Annotated in this window: 10 protein-coding genes; 7 read left to right on the forward strand and 3 right to left on the reverse strand. The window is 34.6% G+C overall.

The genetic code is table 11. The annotated features are described in order from the left end of the window. The first annotated feature begins 10 nt into the window (after positions 1-10). From LEPBI_RS04445 to LEPBI_RS04455, 3 genes are read left to right on the forward strand one after another with little or no spacing between them, the layout of a single operon-like run. Positions 11-3,049 carry an LIC_11026 family protein gene (locus LEPBI_RS04445; protein ID WP_041769661.1) on the forward strand — a complete coding sequence of 1,013 codons (3,039 nt, stop codon included), beginning with the start codon at positions 11-13 and terminating at the stop codon, positions 3,047-3,049. A gap of 7 nt (positions 3,050-3,056) precedes the next feature. Further along, a complete protein-coding gene (locus tag LEPBI_RS04450) occupies positions 3,057-3,632 on the forward strand; it encodes a hypothetical protein (RefSeq protein WP_012387915.1) in 576 nt (191 codons plus the stop codon). Beyond that, positions 3,629-11,563, forward strand: coding sequence for a PD40 domain-containing protein (locus LEPBI_RS04455; protein WP_012387916.1), 7,935 nt, complete (start codon positions 3,629-3,631; stop codon positions 11,561-11,563). The genes LEPBI_RS04450 and LEPBI_RS04455 overlap by 4 nt, the downstream gene beginning before the upstream one ends. Here the strand turns inward: LEPBI_RS04455 and LEPBI_RS04460 are convergent. Further along, positions 11,560-12,645, reverse strand: a complete 1,086-nt coding sequence (locus LEPBI_RS04460) for an aminopeptidase (protein ID WP_012476175.1) — start codon at positions 12,643-12,645, stop codon at positions 11,560-11,562. The two genes, LEPBI_RS04455 and LEPBI_RS04460, sit on opposite strands and share 4 nt — an antisense overlap. Positions 12,646-12,648: 3 nt before the next feature. Between LEPBI_RS04460 and LEPBI_RS04465 the strand changes: the two genes are divergently transcribed. From LEPBI_RS04465 to purM, 4 genes are read left to right on the forward strand one after another with little or no spacing between them, the layout of a single operon-like run. Continuing rightward, positions 12,649-13,776: a S1C family serine protease gene (locus LEPBI_RS04465; RefSeq protein ID WP_012387918.1), complete on the forward strand. Its 1,128-nt coding sequence runs from the start codon at positions 12,649-12,651 to the stop codon at positions 13,774-13,776. Between the two features lie 4 nt (positions 13,777-13,780). Further along, positions 13,781-15,082 carry a pyridoxal phosphate-dependent aminotransferase gene (locus LEPBI_RS04470; protein ID WP_012387919.1) on the forward strand — a complete coding sequence of 434 codons (1,302 nt, stop codon included), beginning with the start codon at positions 13,781-13,783 and terminating at the stop codon, positions 15,080-15,082. Then, on the forward strand, positions 15,083-15,895 hold the full coding sequence (gene murI / locus LEPBI_RS04475; protein WP_012387920.1) for a glutamate racemase: 813 nt from the start codon (positions 15,083-15,085) through the stop codon (positions 15,893-15,895). It begins immediately after the preceding gene. Continuing rightward, positions 15,888-16,916: a phosphoribosylformylglycinamidine cyclo-ligase gene (gene purM, locus LEPBI_RS04480; RefSeq protein WP_012387921.1), complete on the forward strand. Its 1,029-nt coding sequence runs from the start codon at positions 15,888-15,890 to the stop codon at positions 16,914-16,916. Before murI ends, purM begins: the two co-directional genes overlap by 8 nt. Here the strand turns inward: purM and LEPBI_RS04485 are convergent. Together LEPBI_RS04485 and LEPBI_RS04490 are read right to left on the reverse strand one after the other, a co-directional pair. Further along, on the reverse strand, positions 16,906-19,392 hold the full coding sequence (locus LEPBI_RS04485) for a PAS domain-containing sensor histidine kinase (RefSeq protein ID WP_012476176.1): 2,487 nt from the start codon (positions 19,390-19,392) through the stop codon (positions 16,906-16,908). The two genes, purM and LEPBI_RS04485, sit on opposite strands and share 11 nt — an antisense overlap. Continuing rightward, positions 19,379-19,759, reverse strand: coding sequence for a response regulator (locus LEPBI_RS04490; protein WP_012387923.1), 381 nt, complete (start codon positions 19,757-19,759; stop codon positions 19,379-19,381). Before LEPBI_RS04490 ends, LEPBI_RS04485 begins: the two co-directional genes overlap by 14 nt.

A 19,759-nucleotide genomic window follows, 5' to 3' on the forward strand; every position in this document is an offset into this window, starting at 1 on the left:
GATTCTTGTGATGAATCCAATCCTGAAGGGCAGTTTAGGAATCGCCAAAAGTAAAACCTTCCGAGGGCTGTTTGTCCTCTTTCTCCTCTACAAACTTATTTTTAACCAATTTACCGCAACCTGGGTTGTGCCCAATCTGCTTTCAAAATTGACTTTGATCAAAATGGAAGGTAGGTTCACCTGTTTTTCCCTTTTTTATGGAGTGGAAATTCAAAACCTAAAACTCTTTCCCGGTGGTCCATTTTCCGAAACTCCCGTTTTCAGTGCCAAAGAAATTCGGATTCGATACAATCTACCATTTTTATTATTAGGAAAAATATCAGTTTCTGATCTCAGTTTGATTGATGCAAAGGTTCGAATCGAAGAAAAGGGTGGCCTGTGGAACACATCTTACCTTCTGAAAGAGAAAAAAAAAGGTAACGAAGATACAAAAGTGAATCCGGAACCAACTGTTCCTAAAACAGAGATCTCCACCTACCTTCCGTTACAATTGAGTGCGTATTTGGATGTAAAGGGACTTTCCGTCCAATACATTCGAGAAACTGGAAGTGTTCGGTATCTTTCCCTTCAAAATTTTGATTTTCAAACAAAACTCATTACAAACCGATTTACATCCATTCCTTTGAATGCTGACGCCTTATCTCAGTTAAATGAGATATTGGTGCATATAAATGCGGAAAGACCTTTGGCCATTGAATTGGACTCAGATCAATTGAAATGGAAGGAGTCTATACCGTTATCCCTTCGATTCGAATGGGACCGAACAGAATCACCTGAACTATTTCTATTTGCGACAGACATTGGAAAAGATGATATCAACTTGGAAGTCCGTGGCAAACCGGTGCAAACTGGACTTAAAATATTGTCGGATATTCATTTTGATCCAAAACAAGACATTTTAAAAATCCAACAATTTGATTTGAGGGTGATCGGGCAATCATGGATCCAATTAAAAGGTTCGCTTTCCGATCTATCCACAGAAAGTCCCAATATAGATGTCGATATTGTATCATCTGATATCAATTTAAATGCACTGCAATCATCCCTCAAACAATTACAAGGGATCGTTCCTGAAATGAATGTTTCGGGAGGACTTTCTTTGGTCGGAACTGGGATACATGGAAAATGGAATCAAACCAATGCAAAATTGAAGGTCAATGCAAACAAAGTTTTTTTCAAACTAGGGAATACAAAACCGCATAAAGTTGATTCTGCAAATTTAGATCTGTCTGCTTTATTGGACTTTTCTATCCAAAAGGAAAGAACCGCAGAAATACCTTTCCCCAATTTAAAGAAGGTAAATATTTCTCCTTCGCAAATCATTTATAATTTAGCATCAATCAATTTATCTGGAGATTATTCTTTCGACTCTGGGTTACGGTTTTTTCTTTCGCTCGATAAACTTCAATTAGGTGAATATGCGCAAGGGATTGCTGGAAAACTAAAGATGGATCTCCAAGCATCTGGTGAATCATTTGCATCAATCAATCTACAATCGAAATTAAACATCGATGGATTTAGATACCAAATCGATCGGTCTAGATCACCTGCATCTCATTTAAATTTAGGTTTTAATACAAATCTGGTTTTTGATAAACCATTCGGATTAAAAGAGATACAAATTAGTAATTTAGATCTAGAACAAAGAACTTTGACTGGTAACAAGGCAATTGAGCTGGGAATGAAAGGGAAAGTGCAACCCGGACAAACATTAGTGGCTCAAGTATCTCCACTGAACTTAAAATTGACGACTCCTAATTTACTTCTCGTTTTGCCTTTGGTATTAAAAGAAAAAATATCTCCTATTCAGAATTTGCTAGGGCAACAACCAAAAATCAAAATTATTGCAAGTTACGTCCAAGATTCTGGCAAAAAACACATCGTTGCCAATTTGAATTCAGATCTTCCTGGATTAGAAATGAACGATTTAAAATTAACATCTGACATTACTATCTCTGGAGCCAATACAAATGAGATTCTAATTAAAGAATTTAAATTAAGTGCGTTCGGAGGTGTGTTTAAGTCTTCTTTGAGTGGAAAATTAAATAAATTAGAAAAACAAAAACCTCCGTTAGGTCCCTATTTTGGAAATTTAGATTTAAGTTTGTCAATTGTTTCTCCAGAGAAACAATACTTGGCAAAAGGAGTCTCTGTCCATGGTGATCTTGGATTAAATCTTAAAATCAAAGATTATGATATCAATGGTGAGTTCTATTCGAAGTTACCTGCATTATCGTATAACAACCAAAAATGTCCAGGTGAAAACTGTAAGGCATATTTAATCGAGGAAATCAACGCTAAAATCCCAATCCAACATAATCTCGCCTACCAACCGGAAGAAAGTTTGATTGTTGGAGATAAGTCTATTTTTATCAAAAATTATGGCAGATTGAATACTCCGAATGTAACCATTGGTAAGGTGATTGGAACACATCCCAATATTCCAAATTTACCATTTGAATATGTAAAAAAACAAAATCAATTGCCTGGTTTTAGTGCTTTCATTGAATACAAAGAAAACTTCGCAAATATTGAATCATTAAAATCCTATTCTATGGATGGGATTATCTTAGGAAAAAATTTAGTTTTTAACTTAGGTAATTTAGATCCGAAAACAATGGAATTTCGAGGAAACTTACTCATACGAGACATCGATTTAAAACAATTGATGGCTCCAAAAATTCGAGATAAAATTGACGACGGTAAATTAAAAGCAGATCTCAATATCAAAGTAAGAGATTTAAGTGAACCCATTGCAAATTTGGATTTGTTTTTTTCTATTTTCCAAATAGGGGAAGACTTTGGGAAAAGTGCTTTAAATGTAATTTCTGCGCAAAATTTTTTAATCGATCGCATTACCGATAGTTACCCAATTAATAAAATTGATATCTCTTTATCTCGTGGTCTTGTTTATGCAGATGTTTATTTTGATCGATCTCTTTTATCTTTGATTATGAAATTAGAAGATGGTAAAATTTCCCAACAAAGGATGCCGCTTGCCAACTTTTTGAAACGAGCCCAAAACGAAATCCAAACATACCAAGAGTGAGGTAGTTATGAAACATATTATAATCTTTTTTTTATTGATGGGTTGTAGTTTTAAAGTACCACCGATCACCATCACGAACGCTCAAACAGCAGCTGAAAAGCAGATGGTTGGTGAAGATCGAGAGTTAGAAAAGGAAGGTTGGATGATAGGATCTATCCAATCTTCAACCAATGGACAAACAAATCAAGAAAAGTCAGAAAAAGAAGATTCTGATCCAGAAATTCGAGCACATCGAATTCGCCTCAATTACCTCTCGCCCGAAATTAAAAAATATAAATCACATGGGATTTTGGGGGAAACTCCACAAGGATTTGTAAAACTAAATCCACTTGCTTCCTCTTTACCCACCTATATTCATTATGAGCTCCCTGCAAAAAGAAAACGAGTAGAAGATGTGATTTTGTTTTTAAACGAATCAAGAAAGTTCATTATGGAGAAGGAACTAAGCTCACACAAAAAAAAGGGAATGAAAGAAGATGAATTGGTGCGAGTTAAACAATCGTTAATAGATGAATATTACAAAACAATTTCGATTGGTGAATATTATGAAACGGGAACTGGAAGGTGGGAAAAATACCAATGAAGTTGATTCATACGGTAATTTTTTATTTAACAATCTTTATCAGTGTATTTACTTTTAATTGTGCATTGTTCCAAAGTAAGGTTAAATATTCGAATGTAAATTTTGACTATTCGGCCATTTCCAAAAACTATTTTTCACCTACACAATCAAAACCGTTTCCACTCACAGTACAAAGAGGGAATAATTTATACAGTTCTACTACAAAAGATGGCAGATATCTCTTTTATGCGACTGATCAAAAAGGGAATTTTGATATTTGGTTTCGTGATTTACAAAGTTCGTTAGTTGTTCCGATCACGGATAATTCTTTTTCTGAGACCAAACCTGCGATATCACCCGATGGAAAGTATTTGGTATTTGTTTCTGAGGAATTTGATTCGGAAGGTGATTTGATTTTATTATCTATTGATACCGAAGAATGGATTCAGGAATATTTGAAAGGAAATCGATTTATCAATGATGATTTTATTAATTTAACAAACCAACCAAACAAAAAAGGTGAGTATCAAAAGGGGATCACTGATACAGATCCAGTTTGGTCTCCTGATGGTAAAACAATCTATTTTATCTCCGATCGATTTACACCTGGATTGCCCAATTTATGTTACATCACCATGTCAAATCCAGATGTAATCAAACCAATCACCACCTTTGGTGCAACTACTCCATTTATATCTGCAGATGGTCAATTTGTGTATATAGTTTCTTATTTCGAAGATAACAAAGGGGAAGTATACCAATATCAGATTGCCAACAAAGCATTAAAAAGAATTACCAATGACAATTTTTTGGACTTTACGCCAACAATCGATAACCGCTCTAAAAATTTGTATTACTCTTCGATTCGTAAAGATACAAATGGGAATGGAAGGCTGGATGAGAGGGACCATAGTCTTCTTATAAAAAAGAATTTAACCACTGGTGAAGAAAGAATTTTATCGTCCGGTGAAACTTCCAATTTTGATGTTCGTTATTCCAATTTTAATGGAGGATCCATTTTATTTTCCGCATCCTATTATAATGCCATTAATATCTATTTTATCCCAGAAAATGGTTCTATTCCCAAACAACCAAACATAAAGGAACAATTCCAATATTCGAAAACATTAACTCCTGGCCAAAGCATAGAATCTTATTTTTTGGCGTTAGATTCTGTTGAATTGTTTTATTCTGAAGATCCATTGTTTCCAATTTATGACGCACAAGTCAGTTTATTAAAATATGCAACATTCAAACGTTTTGGTAAAAATGAAGAAGCAAATAGTTTTCTTATTAATTACAAAAGAAAGGTAAAATTTGAAAAAAACAATTTCGCTCTCGTTTTAATCAAATGGACCGAGTCGAAGGGGAATACATTTAATTTACTGAATGAATTACGTCAATTACCAGATGTAAACTTCCCAACCGATGGAGAGGCACTGTTATACCATCTTTATGCAGATCAATTGGAAAACGATAAACAATCGAGTGCCGCAAAAGATATTCTCCTTAAAATTTATTTATCCCACCCTAATTATCATCAAATAGATGAAATTAAACGTAGATTAGGCGGATATGATTTTCATTCCAATTCTACTGAATTGTCATCCTTATACAAGGAAATGATCAATTCTTGGGAAAACGAAAAATTGAAATTTTTGAACGATCCTAATCATGATTTTTCAAATGATCGTAAAAGAGATTTACGGTATCTATTGGAAGATGTGATCGCAAAAATGACTGATTCTAAAAATAGCGAAATGGTTCTTGGTTTTGTTAATTCCGCTTTAGAATCGAATGAAAATCAAAAAAACAGTATTTATAATCAAACCCTTCTATTTATAAAAGCAAAAGCACTTTCAGACTTAAGGCGTTATAATGATTCAAATATAGTTTTGGATTCCATTATCCCAATCCCCTTACAGATTGATTTGGAGCCACCCGGGAAACCATCTGTTTTTGAAACTAGAAGTTTTATGGCTGAATACAAGAATCCTATATTGTTGCGTGCCAACCTTCTGAAATATTATAACCAAAAGGCAGCTGGAAATACTTCTGATGCACTTAGAAATCTCAAAATATATTTAGAATTTTATGATCCAATACTTGGAGTTGATCTTGGTGCCGAAGATATCAAAAGTGCATTCTTCTATTTTGAAAACAAAGCAGTAGAATTTGAAAGAATTGGTGATTTATTACAGTCATCATTTCATTACTTTTTTAATAACCAGAATATGTTCTTGGTGAAAACTAGGAATTTATACTTGGATTCTATATACAAAGAATACGCGATTTACTACCAAAGAAAAATGGTGGATACTATCTTTAGTTATGGGAAAAAAATTAGAGAAGAAGAAGAACGCGCACTATTAAATCAAATTAATATTTTAAATAAAGATAACCTTAATGTAATCGGTAATATCTCAAGTTTCACTTCGCTCTTAACTGATCGCGAGTTGGTAAGAAGCATCGTAAATATTAAAGATTTTGAAAAAATTGAAGTCCTTTCTGGTAAGGCTCTCAACTGGACTGAACTATATTATAAACAAGCGGTGCCTAGGGCAAGGCCGTATCTGGATTTGGCTACTTTATATGGTTATTCATATTATTTGATTAATAAGTATGTTACCTACGAATCTTATTATTATTCTACTGGTACGATGACCGATGTTCGTAAAGCTGAGATCTTAGAGAATTTTAAACGAGCAGAATTGGAATTACGTTGGATCATTTTTGCTGATCCCACCCATTATGATGCTTATCAGTTGCTAGGTTGGTTGTATCAATATGTAGATTTAATGAAACTTCAGAAAGATCCAAGTTCTGGGAATGAAGATTTTGAAATCTATGAAAATTTGTACAAAAAATATTTTCCTGACAAAAATTTAGAAGCAAATATCGAATTATACAATCAAATCCTGGTATTTTTGGGCGATGAGTATTCCAATAAAAAAGTAATATCGGATTTAAATTTAAATTTAGGTAATAATTATTTTTTATTAAATAATTACCCGAAGGCCAATGATAGTTACCGGAAGGTTGAAGAAAGTTCAAATGTTTTGTCAGTCAAAAATCAATTTGAAGGCTATAAACAAGAAGCAGTTTACCGATTTAATTACGGGAAATCATTAATCTACCAAGGACAATATAAAAAAGCTTCGGAACAGTTCTCTAAATCAATTGATATCTATTTTAAAAATGAATACTATCAATTTGTAAATCAATATGCACAAGAACCAAATTCGATAACTCTTTCCCAATTGAATTCTATTCGTTCTAAGTTGGCACTTCTTTTTTCGTTAAGAGGTTTATCCGAACTTGAATCTGGTCTTTATGAGGAATCCATTGTTTCTTTCCAAACTGCGATTGCTTATAATAAAGACGTAAAGTTTATCAGTCCTATTAACCTTGCCAATTACTTGGCGATTGCATTCCAAAAAAGTGGAAGATTTAGAGACTCGTATCAAATGTTGCAGTTGGCCGAAACTGAATACCAAACAACAAGCGAATCTTTTTATAGTCTTTGGAAAAAATGGAGTCTTTGGAATTATTTTTTAAGAGATAATTATCGAGTTATTGGTGACGGGAGATTCCCAGGTGAATTTCCAAACGATTTTAAATACTTACTAACACTTGGTATACGAATCGAAAATCATATCGAACAAGAAGAATATGTATCTGCATTAAATGAAATCAAATTGCGGAATGATTTGATTTCATCCAAAGGTTTAGATGATACTATCATCGGAAAAAATATTCTAGCAAAATCTAGACAGGTAGAGGCTCAAATTTATCAAAGGAGTCATTTGCCAATAGAAGCAAATCAAAGGTATCGGGAATTAGCTGATACATTGATCCCTAATGCATCAAGTAAGGATATAGAAAAACTTTTCCACAATTATAGTCATTCGGTTTTTATGATCCAAGAATCTTCGGATGTTTTGGAGGATCAAAAGAAGTTGGTTCTGAAGGAATTTTTTGATGATTTGAATTCTTGGAAAAAAAGGGGAATGTTACAATGTAAACAAGAGTTTGAAATTTGTGAAAATCAGTTTCGTTCCGCAAATCCAAAGTTTGATTTATATTTTGGAACTGGATTGTATTACCAAGCTATCCAACTAACAAAAGAAAAGAAGGAATACCATCCAACACTTTCGCAATCCATCCAGATTTTAGAAAATCCAGGACTTGTTGATCCAAAAATAATCGGTTTGGCGAATGATCCAATTTCTAGACAAACTAGAGTTAGAGTATTATTAAATTTATACTCCATTTATATGATGCTTGGTGATGAATTGATGGCAGAAAAAAAATGGAAAGAAACGACTGAGCTTGCTTTTGAGTTTCGATTGGACGAAGAAAAATTTTGGTCCAATGTATTACGATTTCGATGGGAAGTTGAAAAATCGCATAATCCAAGTAAGTTGAATCCTTATTTACAGGATGCTTTTCAGACATACCAAACAAATTTAACTGTTAGATTATTCGCTCCAAAATTTAGGTTGAACCAGTTTGTGGATTCTTTTACCGAGGTCCAATTACAAAAATCAGAAATCAACCAAGTAGTCAATGTTTGGGAAAATTACCGAAGTTTGGAGCTTTTTAGAGATTTGATTTCGGCTCAATTTGAGTTTGAAGATTCTAAACTCAATTTACATTACCAAGATCTACTGAAATGGTACAAAAAATATAAAAAAATCACAAACCAAATTGTTGAAAAAACAATCAAACGCGAAACAATCAAACCACTTCTCAATCAAGAGAAAGATGAATCAGACAAATTGGTTACATTGACTGAGAAATTAAAATCGATATCTCCGGAAAGGATGCCATTTTTTGAGCCAATGCGTTCCGTAAGTCAGATGTATTTACCTGAATGGTATGGTTACTTGCAGTTTGGTAATAAAATTCATAGTTTTAATTTCAGCGAAGGGAAACAGGTTCATCGTCAATGTTTGATAAATGATGGACTCTCCACATGTTTACCTAACGCAAGTTATCCATTCCCTTTACTTCAAGTGATTGGTAAAAAAAATGATGGAGATTTAATCCGACAATATCTTTTACTTTCAAAAGAAAAAGGGATAAATCCTTCGATCATCTTTGATCGCAATCACACAAAATTATTCAATGAACGAAATGAACGTCGATTCAAATGGGTAACAGTTTATGGGAAGGATACTGAAAAATTTAAGGATTCTCATATCCGAATTGTTCAGAGCGGAAATCTAGGAATTTTGTTATCTAATACAGATTATTTAATTTCAAAAAAACCTATCGATCTTCAGACAAGTTTATTTGGGGATGAATTGTCTCAAATTCTGCCGTTTCGAGAAATGTTCCAAGGCAGTGGTTCTGAAATATCAATTGTAGGATTGAAACATACCAATTTTAAAACTCAAAAACAGTGGGAAAATCTTGGTCTCATTTATGAGATTATGAGAACCAAAAGAATTCAAAATATTGTTTCAATTGATGAAGATAATAATTTTCAATACTCTCCAAAGAAATTAGAAGATTTTGCAAAAAGTAAAAACGATTTTTTAATTGGAAATTGGAAACCATTTTCGATCTCATCTACTGACTTAAACAAAAGTGCTACTTCTTTTATGGAACTTGGTTTCCAAAATGAAAAAACAAAAGAAATTAATGGAGCTTACGAAAACTATTATACTGCCTCAACTTTGTTAGATGATACAAGTGAGGTTTTGCCTTCATTGGAATTAAGGCTAGCAAGGTTAAGAACTGAGATATTTCCCAATGTTTCGAGACGTTCGATATTTCGTCCACTTTGGAAAAAATATGAATCGTCACCTTTCCAAAATCAAATCAGATATGAATTTTTGGTTTCTTGTTTTTCCGCAAAAGACAAGGAAGATTGTAGTTATAATTCATCAGATTTTATTGGCGAGAATAGAGATACTTATTTAGGTGCATTAGAATTTTATTCACAACTTCGAAGTGGCAAATTTAATAATTTTAAATCAAAAGATGAGCTGAGATCAAAAATTGAAAAGGAAGAAGATCCTTTTTTACAAGCTTATAGATTAGGAAGTTTATACATTCAGAATTACATGTTCCATGAAGCGGAATCTCAGACAAAAATTCTCTCTAAATTTGCTAAATCGTCGAAAGAGAAAAATGTAGTTAAAAATAGGATTTTAGAAACATATTTTCACAAAGCATTTGTCTTTGGTGATAAAGAGATTTATTTAACACCACTTAGTTCCACTTCGGCATATAATTTCGGCTTTAAAAAGGATTGGAACCAATTTGATGAAAAAATATTATCCCGAGATTTTACTAAGTTTGGATATTCGGATGCGATTTATGATTCGTATCGCATTCGATTATACACTTCTTGGAAGGAGCAATTACAAACCGGTTATTCGGAAATACTTTCGCTAACACCTGAATATTTAACTAATGGACAATCTGTTTTAACCAAATTATCGCATTTGAATCGAACTTTGTTTTTTCATATGATTCTTCGTTCGATACCATTTCAAAAAAACAAAGAAGTAAGTTCATTGTTTGAATTATTATTACAAATGGAAGTAAACGAAGGTCGCAATTATAGAGCTTTATTCTTTCAGCTGGAATTTGCCAAAGCATTGTACTTGCGTGGCGATTGGGATCTAGCAGAACAAATGGTTTCTAAAATACAAAAGAATCATTCTGAGTTAGGTGATGGGAATTCGTATTGGGTTGAAAAGTGGAATGATTTTAAATGGAAACGTGATTACTTAAAGAATCAATCAAACAATCAAATTGTTAGTTCCAGTCCTTTTTTGAGGGTATACGAGACTTCCCAGTCTAAAAAACCAGAAGAATATATAACTCTCCTGAATGAACTTAATAGAAAAATTAAGAACGAATATTTGAGCTCTGAAGTAAAATTAGAGTATGAGTTCTTGTTTTATTTCTTGATGCAAAAGTGTTTGGAGAAAAATAGTTCGGAAAGTTTTTTTGACTTAGCGATTGCAAGAGAGATCTTTCGGTATACTTCAGAAAGATTTTCGAGTCAAAATTTATACGTAAAGAATTTACCATTCTTTGAGTTATATGCAGAACGTTTGAAGAAAAGAATGGTAGGCAAACAAGAATTCCATGGTCTTTTCGATTTAGGTAAGAAAACCTATCTGCTCAGTTTTGCACAAGGAAAATCGTTGGGTAGAGAATTGTTTCCTGACAACAAATTGATCTATCGGGAACTTGTCAGGTATTTCCGATCCTCAGAAACAGGAAGTAAAGAGGTGATTTTAAGGGAGTCTCTTGCGGACAAATATAGAACCAATCTTCGTTTGAATCAAAAGAACAGACATTATCTTTTTAGTTCAGGGATTCATTCTGTTGTTCCATTTTCTATCCCTGATACTGAATATTACTCGGTCGCATCCGTTTCAGATTTTTTAACAAATCCAACCTTACGTAGCAGAGATATTTCTCCGAAAAAACCAATTGTAACTAATATTGGATTTCGAAATTCATTGGAAAACGAAGTAAGCGCAGGATTGATCCAATGGGAAACGAATGGGCCAAAAGTGGGAGATGCACCGTATAAGGTTCATTTTTCTGAGTTAGGTTGGTGTTCTTTGAACTATTTATGTTTTGATGGTAACCCTTTGATGGACTCAAAAGGTAAATCCACAAACATCGTAACCATTTATGCAAATCAAAAAATTGGACCATCCCTTCAGTTTACCAATGATTTCAGCGGGGTCGCATATTATTTAGGGAAAGAGACCAAAGGATTATTTGTTCTACATTCGGGCACACAAGTAGGCGTACATAATTTGTATTTCATCCGACAGTTCTTGGCGAATGATGAATTGGAAAAACCATTACACATTCGTCTTGTGGAAGGTAAAAATGCTGCCAAGTCATATGCAATTGATGATCGATATTGGATAGGATATAAACTTTATACTTCCGCGATGATTGAAGACTAAAGATCTTGGCTTAAAAACTCGGTTCTTTTTTCTTTTGGTAATTCAAATAGTTTTTTGACTTCTTTATGAAAGATAGATAAATCTCGGTTTGATTTTTCATAAAGGTTTAAAAAACTAACTTCTCCAGAATGGTATCGTAGAGCTCCTAAAAAATCTTCATTGTTCCAGTCTCTTGCTAAAAATTCTTTTGATTTTTCTTCTGGGACTAACTTGTCCTCGATGACTTTCGTTTTGAATTCTAAGATTATACTTTGTTTTAAAATTTGTTTTAAGTTAATGTCTTTGTCACTATCATAAACCTGTTTTAGTCGATCAGCATATAGTTTTAGAAGTTTGATTGTAGTTTCTCTTTTTATCTTTTCTCGTTTGAACTTTTCCAAGTGTACACTATTTCCACCTTCTTTTTTTATATAAAATCTTTCAGTTCCTATCTCTTCTACAAAACTAGCATAGGATTCATTCAGAGTTGTATCACCTGGAAGGTAAGCCGTCGCATGAGCCATTTCATGAATGACAAGTCCCACCAAACGATGGTCAGCCCAAGTGAGTTGAGGGGATAAAACTGGATCAGAAAACCAACCTAAGGTGGAATAACCACCAATCGCGCGTATACGAGTGTCATAACCTTTGTTTTTCAGTTGATTTTCCAATTCCTTTGCCATTTCTTTATCAAAAAATCCTTTGTAAGGAACTGTACCTGCAATGGGAAACCACCAAGTATAGGATTTTAATGCGAATGCTTCTGATGCACTTACATTCCATCCAATTTCTTCTCTATCTAACTTTGTGAAGTATTCGAATCCCCCATTTTCATTTAGCGCTAGTTCCTCGATGGCAAAATTCCTAACCTCACGAATTAAGTTTAGTTTTTCTTTCGTTTTGGAATCAATATTTGGTTTGTTTAAAACCACTTCAATTTTCTCTCTGCCTAAAATGATCGCAGATTGTTCCTTTCCTAAATGGTATAAATAAGGCAAACAACCTGTTAGAACCAAAGGAAAGTACAACAATGTCATCATCGTTTTCATCTTTTTCGTTCGACACGGAAGGGGAATCGGCAAGAGTGGAAGGGGTTTAGGCATTCTATGGAAAGAAAACATTCGATTCCACCTGTCGTCTACATTAACTTTGCCTTAGTCTTTGTACTTTTGTTCGCAATTTTTTTTCCTGAAATTCGTTCCGCTGTTACTAAACTTTTTTCATCACCCAAACCAATTTCAGCAAGTAAACAAAGCCAAGCCATCCAAATCCAGTCGAGCTTTCGGAACGTATACCGAGAGGCGCAACAATTTGTTGTCTCGATTCGCACCAAAAAGACGGAGATGATTTTCCATCCTTATGCTTTCGGTGAAAGTAGGGAAGATCGGATTTCATCCATTGGAAGTGGCTTCATCATTGATGAACGAGGGTTTGTGGTCACCAATTACCACGTCATTAAAAATGCGGAGATCATCGAAATCATCATGTCCGATGGTCGGATTTTCCCTGCTCGGTATGTGGGAAGCCATGAGAGGGCCGACATTGCCCTCTTAAAAATCCCAAGTGAAGATAAGTTCATTCCTGCTTTCCTTGGCAATTCTGATGAAATCGAAGTCGGAGATTGGGCGATTGCCGTCGGATCCCCTTATGGATTGGAAAAAACGTTCACTGTGGGGGTGGTCTCCGCCAAATCCCGAGAGGACCTGGATGAAACTGGGCAGACCCATATCCAGACCGATACAGCCATCAATCCTGGCTCGAGCGGAGGTCCCCTCCTGAATATTTATGGAGAAGTCGTTGGGATCAACCGGATGATCCGGTCATCGAGTGGAGCCAGTGCAGGGATTGGGTTTGCCATTCCCATCAATTATGCAAAACGTGTGCTCCGTCAGATTGAACAAAATGTTGGTCAAAACATAAAACCAGCCACCTTAGGGGTTATGGCAACCACGCCACTCCCTGACCATAGGCGTTCCCTTGGAATTCCAGGGGATGCCGTCGGCGTCCTTGTCTATGACATCGAGCCCAATTCGGCTGCGGAAAAAGGGGGGTTACGCCGTTACGACTTCATTGAAGGGGCCAATGGACTCGTTATCCGTCATATCAATGACCTTCGGGAACAGGTGGGTCTTGTGGGACTTGGGGGCGTCTTACGGTTGAAGATATTAAGGGATACCCAAGAGATGGAATTATCGATCCCTTTGGTCGAAGCAGCCTACCAAAAGGGCAAATAATTTTATGAGAAGAAATATAGTCCATTCGGGTGCCGATGCACTCATTTACGAAATTCGCCAGATTGTGGCACTTGCCAAACAAATCGAAGCCATGGGTATCACCATCACCTGGGAAAACATTGGGGATCCTATCCAAAAAGGGGAAAGTATTCCCACTTGGATGAAAGACATTGTCAGTGGACTTGTGAACCAAAATAAATCATGGGCCTACACTGCCACCCAAGGGGATGAAAACACACGAAAATTTTTAGCGCAAAAAGTAAACGAAAGGGGTGGAGCACAAATCACTTCTGAGGACATTTTGTTCTTTAATGGTCTTGGTGATGCGGTTGCTAAAATTTTTGGTTTTATGAGAAGGGAAGCAAGGATTCTTGGCCCATCGCCCGCCTATTCTACGTTATCTTCTGCGGAAGCTGCTCATTCTGGTTACGAACACTTAACCTATGAATTGAATCCAAATAATGATTGGATGCCAGACCTTGAAGATATTGAAAACAAAGTAAAATACAATGACTCAATTGCGGGAATATTACTCATCAATCCAGACAATCCAACAGGTGCGGTGTATCCAAAAGAGGTCATGCGTGAGATTGTTAAAATTTGTGAAAAGTATGATATTATCCTCATCTGTGATGAAACATATGCTCATGTCAATTATTCGGAATGGGGGAGTATCCATTTATCAGAAGTCATTGGTGATAAAGTATGTGGATTTGCGCTCCGCTCGATTTCAAAAGAATTTCCTTGGCCTGGCGCTCGTTGTGGTTGGTTAGAAGTATTTAATCGAAAAAATGATCCAACATTCGAGAGATACATTAAATCTTTGTTAGATGCAAAAATGTTGGAGGTATGTTCTACTACTTTACCTCAACTATCAATCCCTTTAGTTTACTCACATCCTGAATTCTTAAATCATCTCAAATTTAGAAATTTAAAGTTTAAAAAAAGAGCCGAAAAAGCAACTCAATTGTTATCAGGAATTCCAGGTGTCAAGGTAATCCAACCAAAGGGTGCATTTTATCTAACTGTACTTTTTGAAGATAATGTATTAAAACCACATATGACCTTACCAATTCAAAATGAAAAGGTAAAAAATTTTGTATCACCACTGATGGAAAAGGCCGCATTGGATCGTAGATTTGTTCTGCATCTATTAGCCTCTGTAGGGATTTGTGTCGTACCACTTAGTTCTTTCTGTTGTAATCGAAATGGTTTTAGAGTCACTCTCCTGGAAGAAGATGAAACCAAATTTGAATGGATCTATCAAACGTTAGCTGATAGTATGAAAAAGTATTTAGCATCGTAAATGAATTCTCGCGGCAGATACAAAATTGGAATTTTTGATTCAGGTTTAGGTGGTCTATCCGTTCTGCGTACTTTATGGAAAGAAACTTCGAACATCGATTATATTTATTTTGGAGATTTGGTCCATTCGCCATATGGACAAAAATCAAAACAAAAAGTAATTGAACTCTCTAAAAATGCATTTGAGTATTTGATCGAAAAAGATTGTGAAGCTGTATTGTTCGCCTGTAATACAGCTACCTCTGCAGCTGCAGATTTTTTAAGAAAAGAACATTCTATTCCAATTTTTGGCATGGAACCCGCCATCAAGCCTGCGTTAGCTGAAAATCCTGGCGTAAAAATTGCAGTTTTCGCAACAGACTTAACACTCAAGGAAGAAAAATTTAAGAATTTAGTAACAGGATTGGCGAAAGGATCAGAGATTTTGCCAGTTCCATGTGAGGGACTTGCCAAACTCATTGATTCTGATCGTTGGGAAGATGCATGGGATTTTTTGGATTCAAAAATAAAACTGGTCAAATCAGAAACAGAGATCATTGTTTTAGGTTGTACACATTATGTTTTCCTGAGAGAAAGGATCCAATACCATTATCCAAACATCAAAGTATATGATGGCAATCTCGGCACAACTTTACATATAAAAAACAAATTACATCTCCCAGATGGATCAAAAGAGAATAAAAACCAACTTGATATCTTATTAAACACTTCGGATTCAGATTATGTTCATCTTGCAAGCCGAATTGCAAAAACAATCACACCCAATCATACATTGTCATTAATTAATACTACAATAGGAAAACTCCATGTCTGACCAAAATAAAATTACATATAAAGATGCAGGAGTTGATACTGAAAAAGGGCAAGAATTTGTCAAAAGAATCAAAGCAAACGTTGCCTCTACACATAATAAAAATGTTTTAGGTGGGTTAGGTGGATTTGCCGCCTGCTACGATGTTAGTTTTTTGAAATCTTACCAGGAACCAATTTTACTTTCTGGGACCGACGGTGTTGGAACAAAACTTCAAATTGCAAGGCAACTTGGCATTCATAATACTGTTGGTATCGATTTGGTTGCAATGTGTGTGAACGATATTCTTGTGAATGGTGGGAAACCAATATTCTTTCAAGATTATATTGCATGTGGAAAACTTCATTTACCAACAATGGAAGCAATCGTATCAGGTATTGTAAAAGGATGTAGTTTGGCAGATTGTTCATTAGTTGGTGGTGAAACTGCGGAACATCCTGGTGTGATGCCTGATGATGAATATGATTTGGCAGGTTTTGTTGTTGGGGTTGTGGAAAAAGGGAAAATGATTGATGGTAAAACCATTTCACCAGGAGATACGATCATTGGACTAAAGTCTTCAGGTCCACATAGCAATGGTTTTTCTCTCATTCGAAAATTACTTTTAAAAGACGGCAAATTACCGACTTCACAAGAACAAATTGATTTTATCAAAGATCATATTTTTGTTCCAACTAACATCTACGTAAAATCGATCTTATCTCTGATCGATAAAATTTCGATTAAAGGAATGGTTCATATCACAGGTGGTGGTTTTTATGAAAACATACCACGAGTATTGCCAGAGGGAGTTGGTGCTGAAATTTTTTCCCTTCCTGAGTCTTACGTATTTTCTAAATTAGAAAAAGATCACTCATTAGACCGAAATGATATGTATGGAACATTTAATATGGGGATTGGTTATATATTGGTTGTTGATTCAAGCTTAGTTGATGCCACTATGAATGAACTGCATGTCCTTGGTGAAGATTCTTTTGTTATTGGAAAAACCAATGACTCCGGAAAAATTTCCATTACATTGTAATTGGGAAACTAACTCTGAATATGGTTCTACCAGGAGCAGATTCAAAACTAATGTTTGCGTTGTGTCGGTTTACGATTTCTTTCACAAGATAAAGTCCAAGTCCTAAACCATCGCCAGAAGTTTTTGTCGAGAAGAATGGCATAAAAATTTTTGAATGGTGTTCGAACGGGATACCGATTCCAGAGTCTTCAATTTCAACGACGATCGAGTCAGAAGACTTAAAACTACGAATCCAAATTGTTCCTTTTGTTGAAACTGCTTGGATTCCATTCCATATCATTTGGCTCCATAGTTGGACAAGGTCACCTTGGATACAGCGAATTTTTCCATCAAAATCTAGGTTTAAAATCAAATTGATATCTCTTAAAAAATATTCCTTATATAAGGAAATTGCTGAATGGATTGTATCGATTAGTGAAAAATCAATTAGTTCTAAATTTGATTGGAGACCAGCAAAGTTTTTTAAAGTGAATGTGATTTTAGATAATCTCCTTATCGAATATAAAATATGTTCAGAAGATTGTTTCATTAATAAAAATTTTCTCAATCGTTTGAAATCACTTTGATTTGACATTGTAGTTTTTATTTTATTTAAGATGGAAGGTGATAAGTTTCGAATTCCTGAATCTACAAATAATTCTGCCAATTCCTCAGGAAATAAGATTTCATTTTGTTTGAATACTTCAGACAACGATTTTCTTGCTTGTCTATTTGAAATTCCCGTAAGGATTCGAAGGCCTGTATCGTTTGAATCTATAATCAAATTCAGAATTTCGTTTAACGTTTGATTTTGGAAATCATAAGATTCTTCTTCCCATTCTGCTATTAATGTTTCAACAGAAGACTTGATCATACCAATTGGATTATTGATTTCATGGGATAGTCCTGAGACCAACTGCCCAAGAGATGCGAGTTTTTCATTTTGAATTAGTTTCTCTTGTGCTTCCCTCAATGCAAATAGAGCGGAGTTGAGTTCTGTGTTGCTATTTTGTAATTCTAATGTCCTTGCTTTTACTTTTTCTTCTAACGATTTATTGAGTTCTTTCAGTTCAAGTTCTGCAGTTCGCTTAGATGTTTGATCAATACCAATCCAAATAATTTTTGAAGGTTCATTTTTTGCATCCCGAATGATCCCGAGTCGCCACTCCAAATATAAAGTTTGATTGTTTTTCGTAATGTAGCGAAGGATTAAACTTTCAGCAATATTTTGGATTTCATTGATATCATCCAAAACTTCCTTCAAAAATTCTCTGTCCTCTTCTACAAGTATAATGTTTTGAATGTATTTGTTGAGTACATCTTCTTTTGTCAAATGAAGGACACGTAAAGCAGCTGGATTTATGTTTTCTATGTATCCTTTTGAATTGGTTAAGAGGATTAAATTAGCGGCATTGTCAAATACAGTGGAGTTGAGGTTTTTTTCTTGGAGTAAAGAGATTTCTGTTTTTTTAGAATTTGTAATATCTAGAGCAACAACATCGATTCTTTTTTTAATTCCTAAAATATCATTGGAAATATTGACGTAATGTTCTGTCCAAATGATCGAACCATTCGCATGAATCATTCTGAGAATGATGGGCGATTTACCTGCAAAAAGTTCTTCTATTTTGTGTTGGTCTTCTTGGATGACGATGTCTCGAAAGAATTCCGAGTTCTCGTAAAAATAATTAATACCATATCCAGTTATTTCTTCCATTTTAGAACTAATGTAGGATGTTCTTGGTTCAGGAATGAATTCAATATTATAGATGATTGCTGGTAACTGATTGTACATGATCAAAAGACGAACGTTGACGTCTTTGATTGCTTTTTGTAATGTCTCCAATTCAAAAAGAGATAAGTTTAATTTTTTAGTTTGTACTTGAAAACTAAAGAGTATACAAGCCACTCCAAACAAAAACATAAATAATGTACTGAGTGTATAACCAAGTGGGAGGTATCTTTCTAAAGAAAATAAATAGGGAAAAAATAATCTTTGCAAAGCAAGTAATGTGCAAACTAACAGAAAGTAAACACGAAGCTTTGTAGGATATTCTTTTAAATTGAATGTAATAAATCCAAAGGATAATAAAACCAGGCCATTGAATATAGAAGTAGGTGTGGAAAGCCAAAAGAATTCAATACCTGAAAGCATTAAAGTTACAAAAATAATGTAAAACACAATCATGATTGAATAGATCCACTTTGCGCGAATGGTTCTTGCGATTATTGGCATAATCGAGCTTATGATCAAATAGGAACTAAATAAAGTCAGAGATTCAGCAAAAAAATAGAATAATTTATTTTTGGAAGTTCCAAAAAGAAATAACATAAAATTACGTAAAACAAAAACAGCGATAAAAAAAGATGTATAATTGAGTCTAATTTCAGATTTTGAATTTTTAGATAAATGGAAAAGAATAAACGCGATTACAGAATTGAATGTGACGGAAAGTATTGTTACTGCAAAGATAACGTCTAGTTCAAAAGGAATCATTGGAATCGACTAACTCTGATACTTTCTTAATTAACTCTTCGTTCTTAAATGGTTTGATGAACCATCCATCAGCACCCTCAAGAAGTGCTTTTGATATGATTTCTGGCTTATTCTCCGATGATAAAACTAGGATTTTAAGTTTCGAGTTTGTTTTTATCTTTTTTGTTTCACGGATAAGGTCAAGCCCACTCAAACCCGGCATATTAAAATCAAAAATGCCGAGTTTAATCTTAGGGTTTGATTTTAATGTCTCAATAGCAGATTCACCTGATTGGCATATGATGATCTCATGGCCTTGGCTACTCAACGCAAGGCGCACAATTTTTAATACTGCAGGTGAGTCATCAACGATTAAAATTGAGCTCAT

The sequence above is a fragment of the Leptospira biflexa serovar Patoc strain 'Patoc 1 (Paris)' genome (assembly GCF_000017685.1).
Taxonomy (GTDB): Bacteria; Spirochaetota; Leptospiria; order Leptospirales; family Leptospiraceae; genus Leptospira_A; species Leptospira_A biflexa.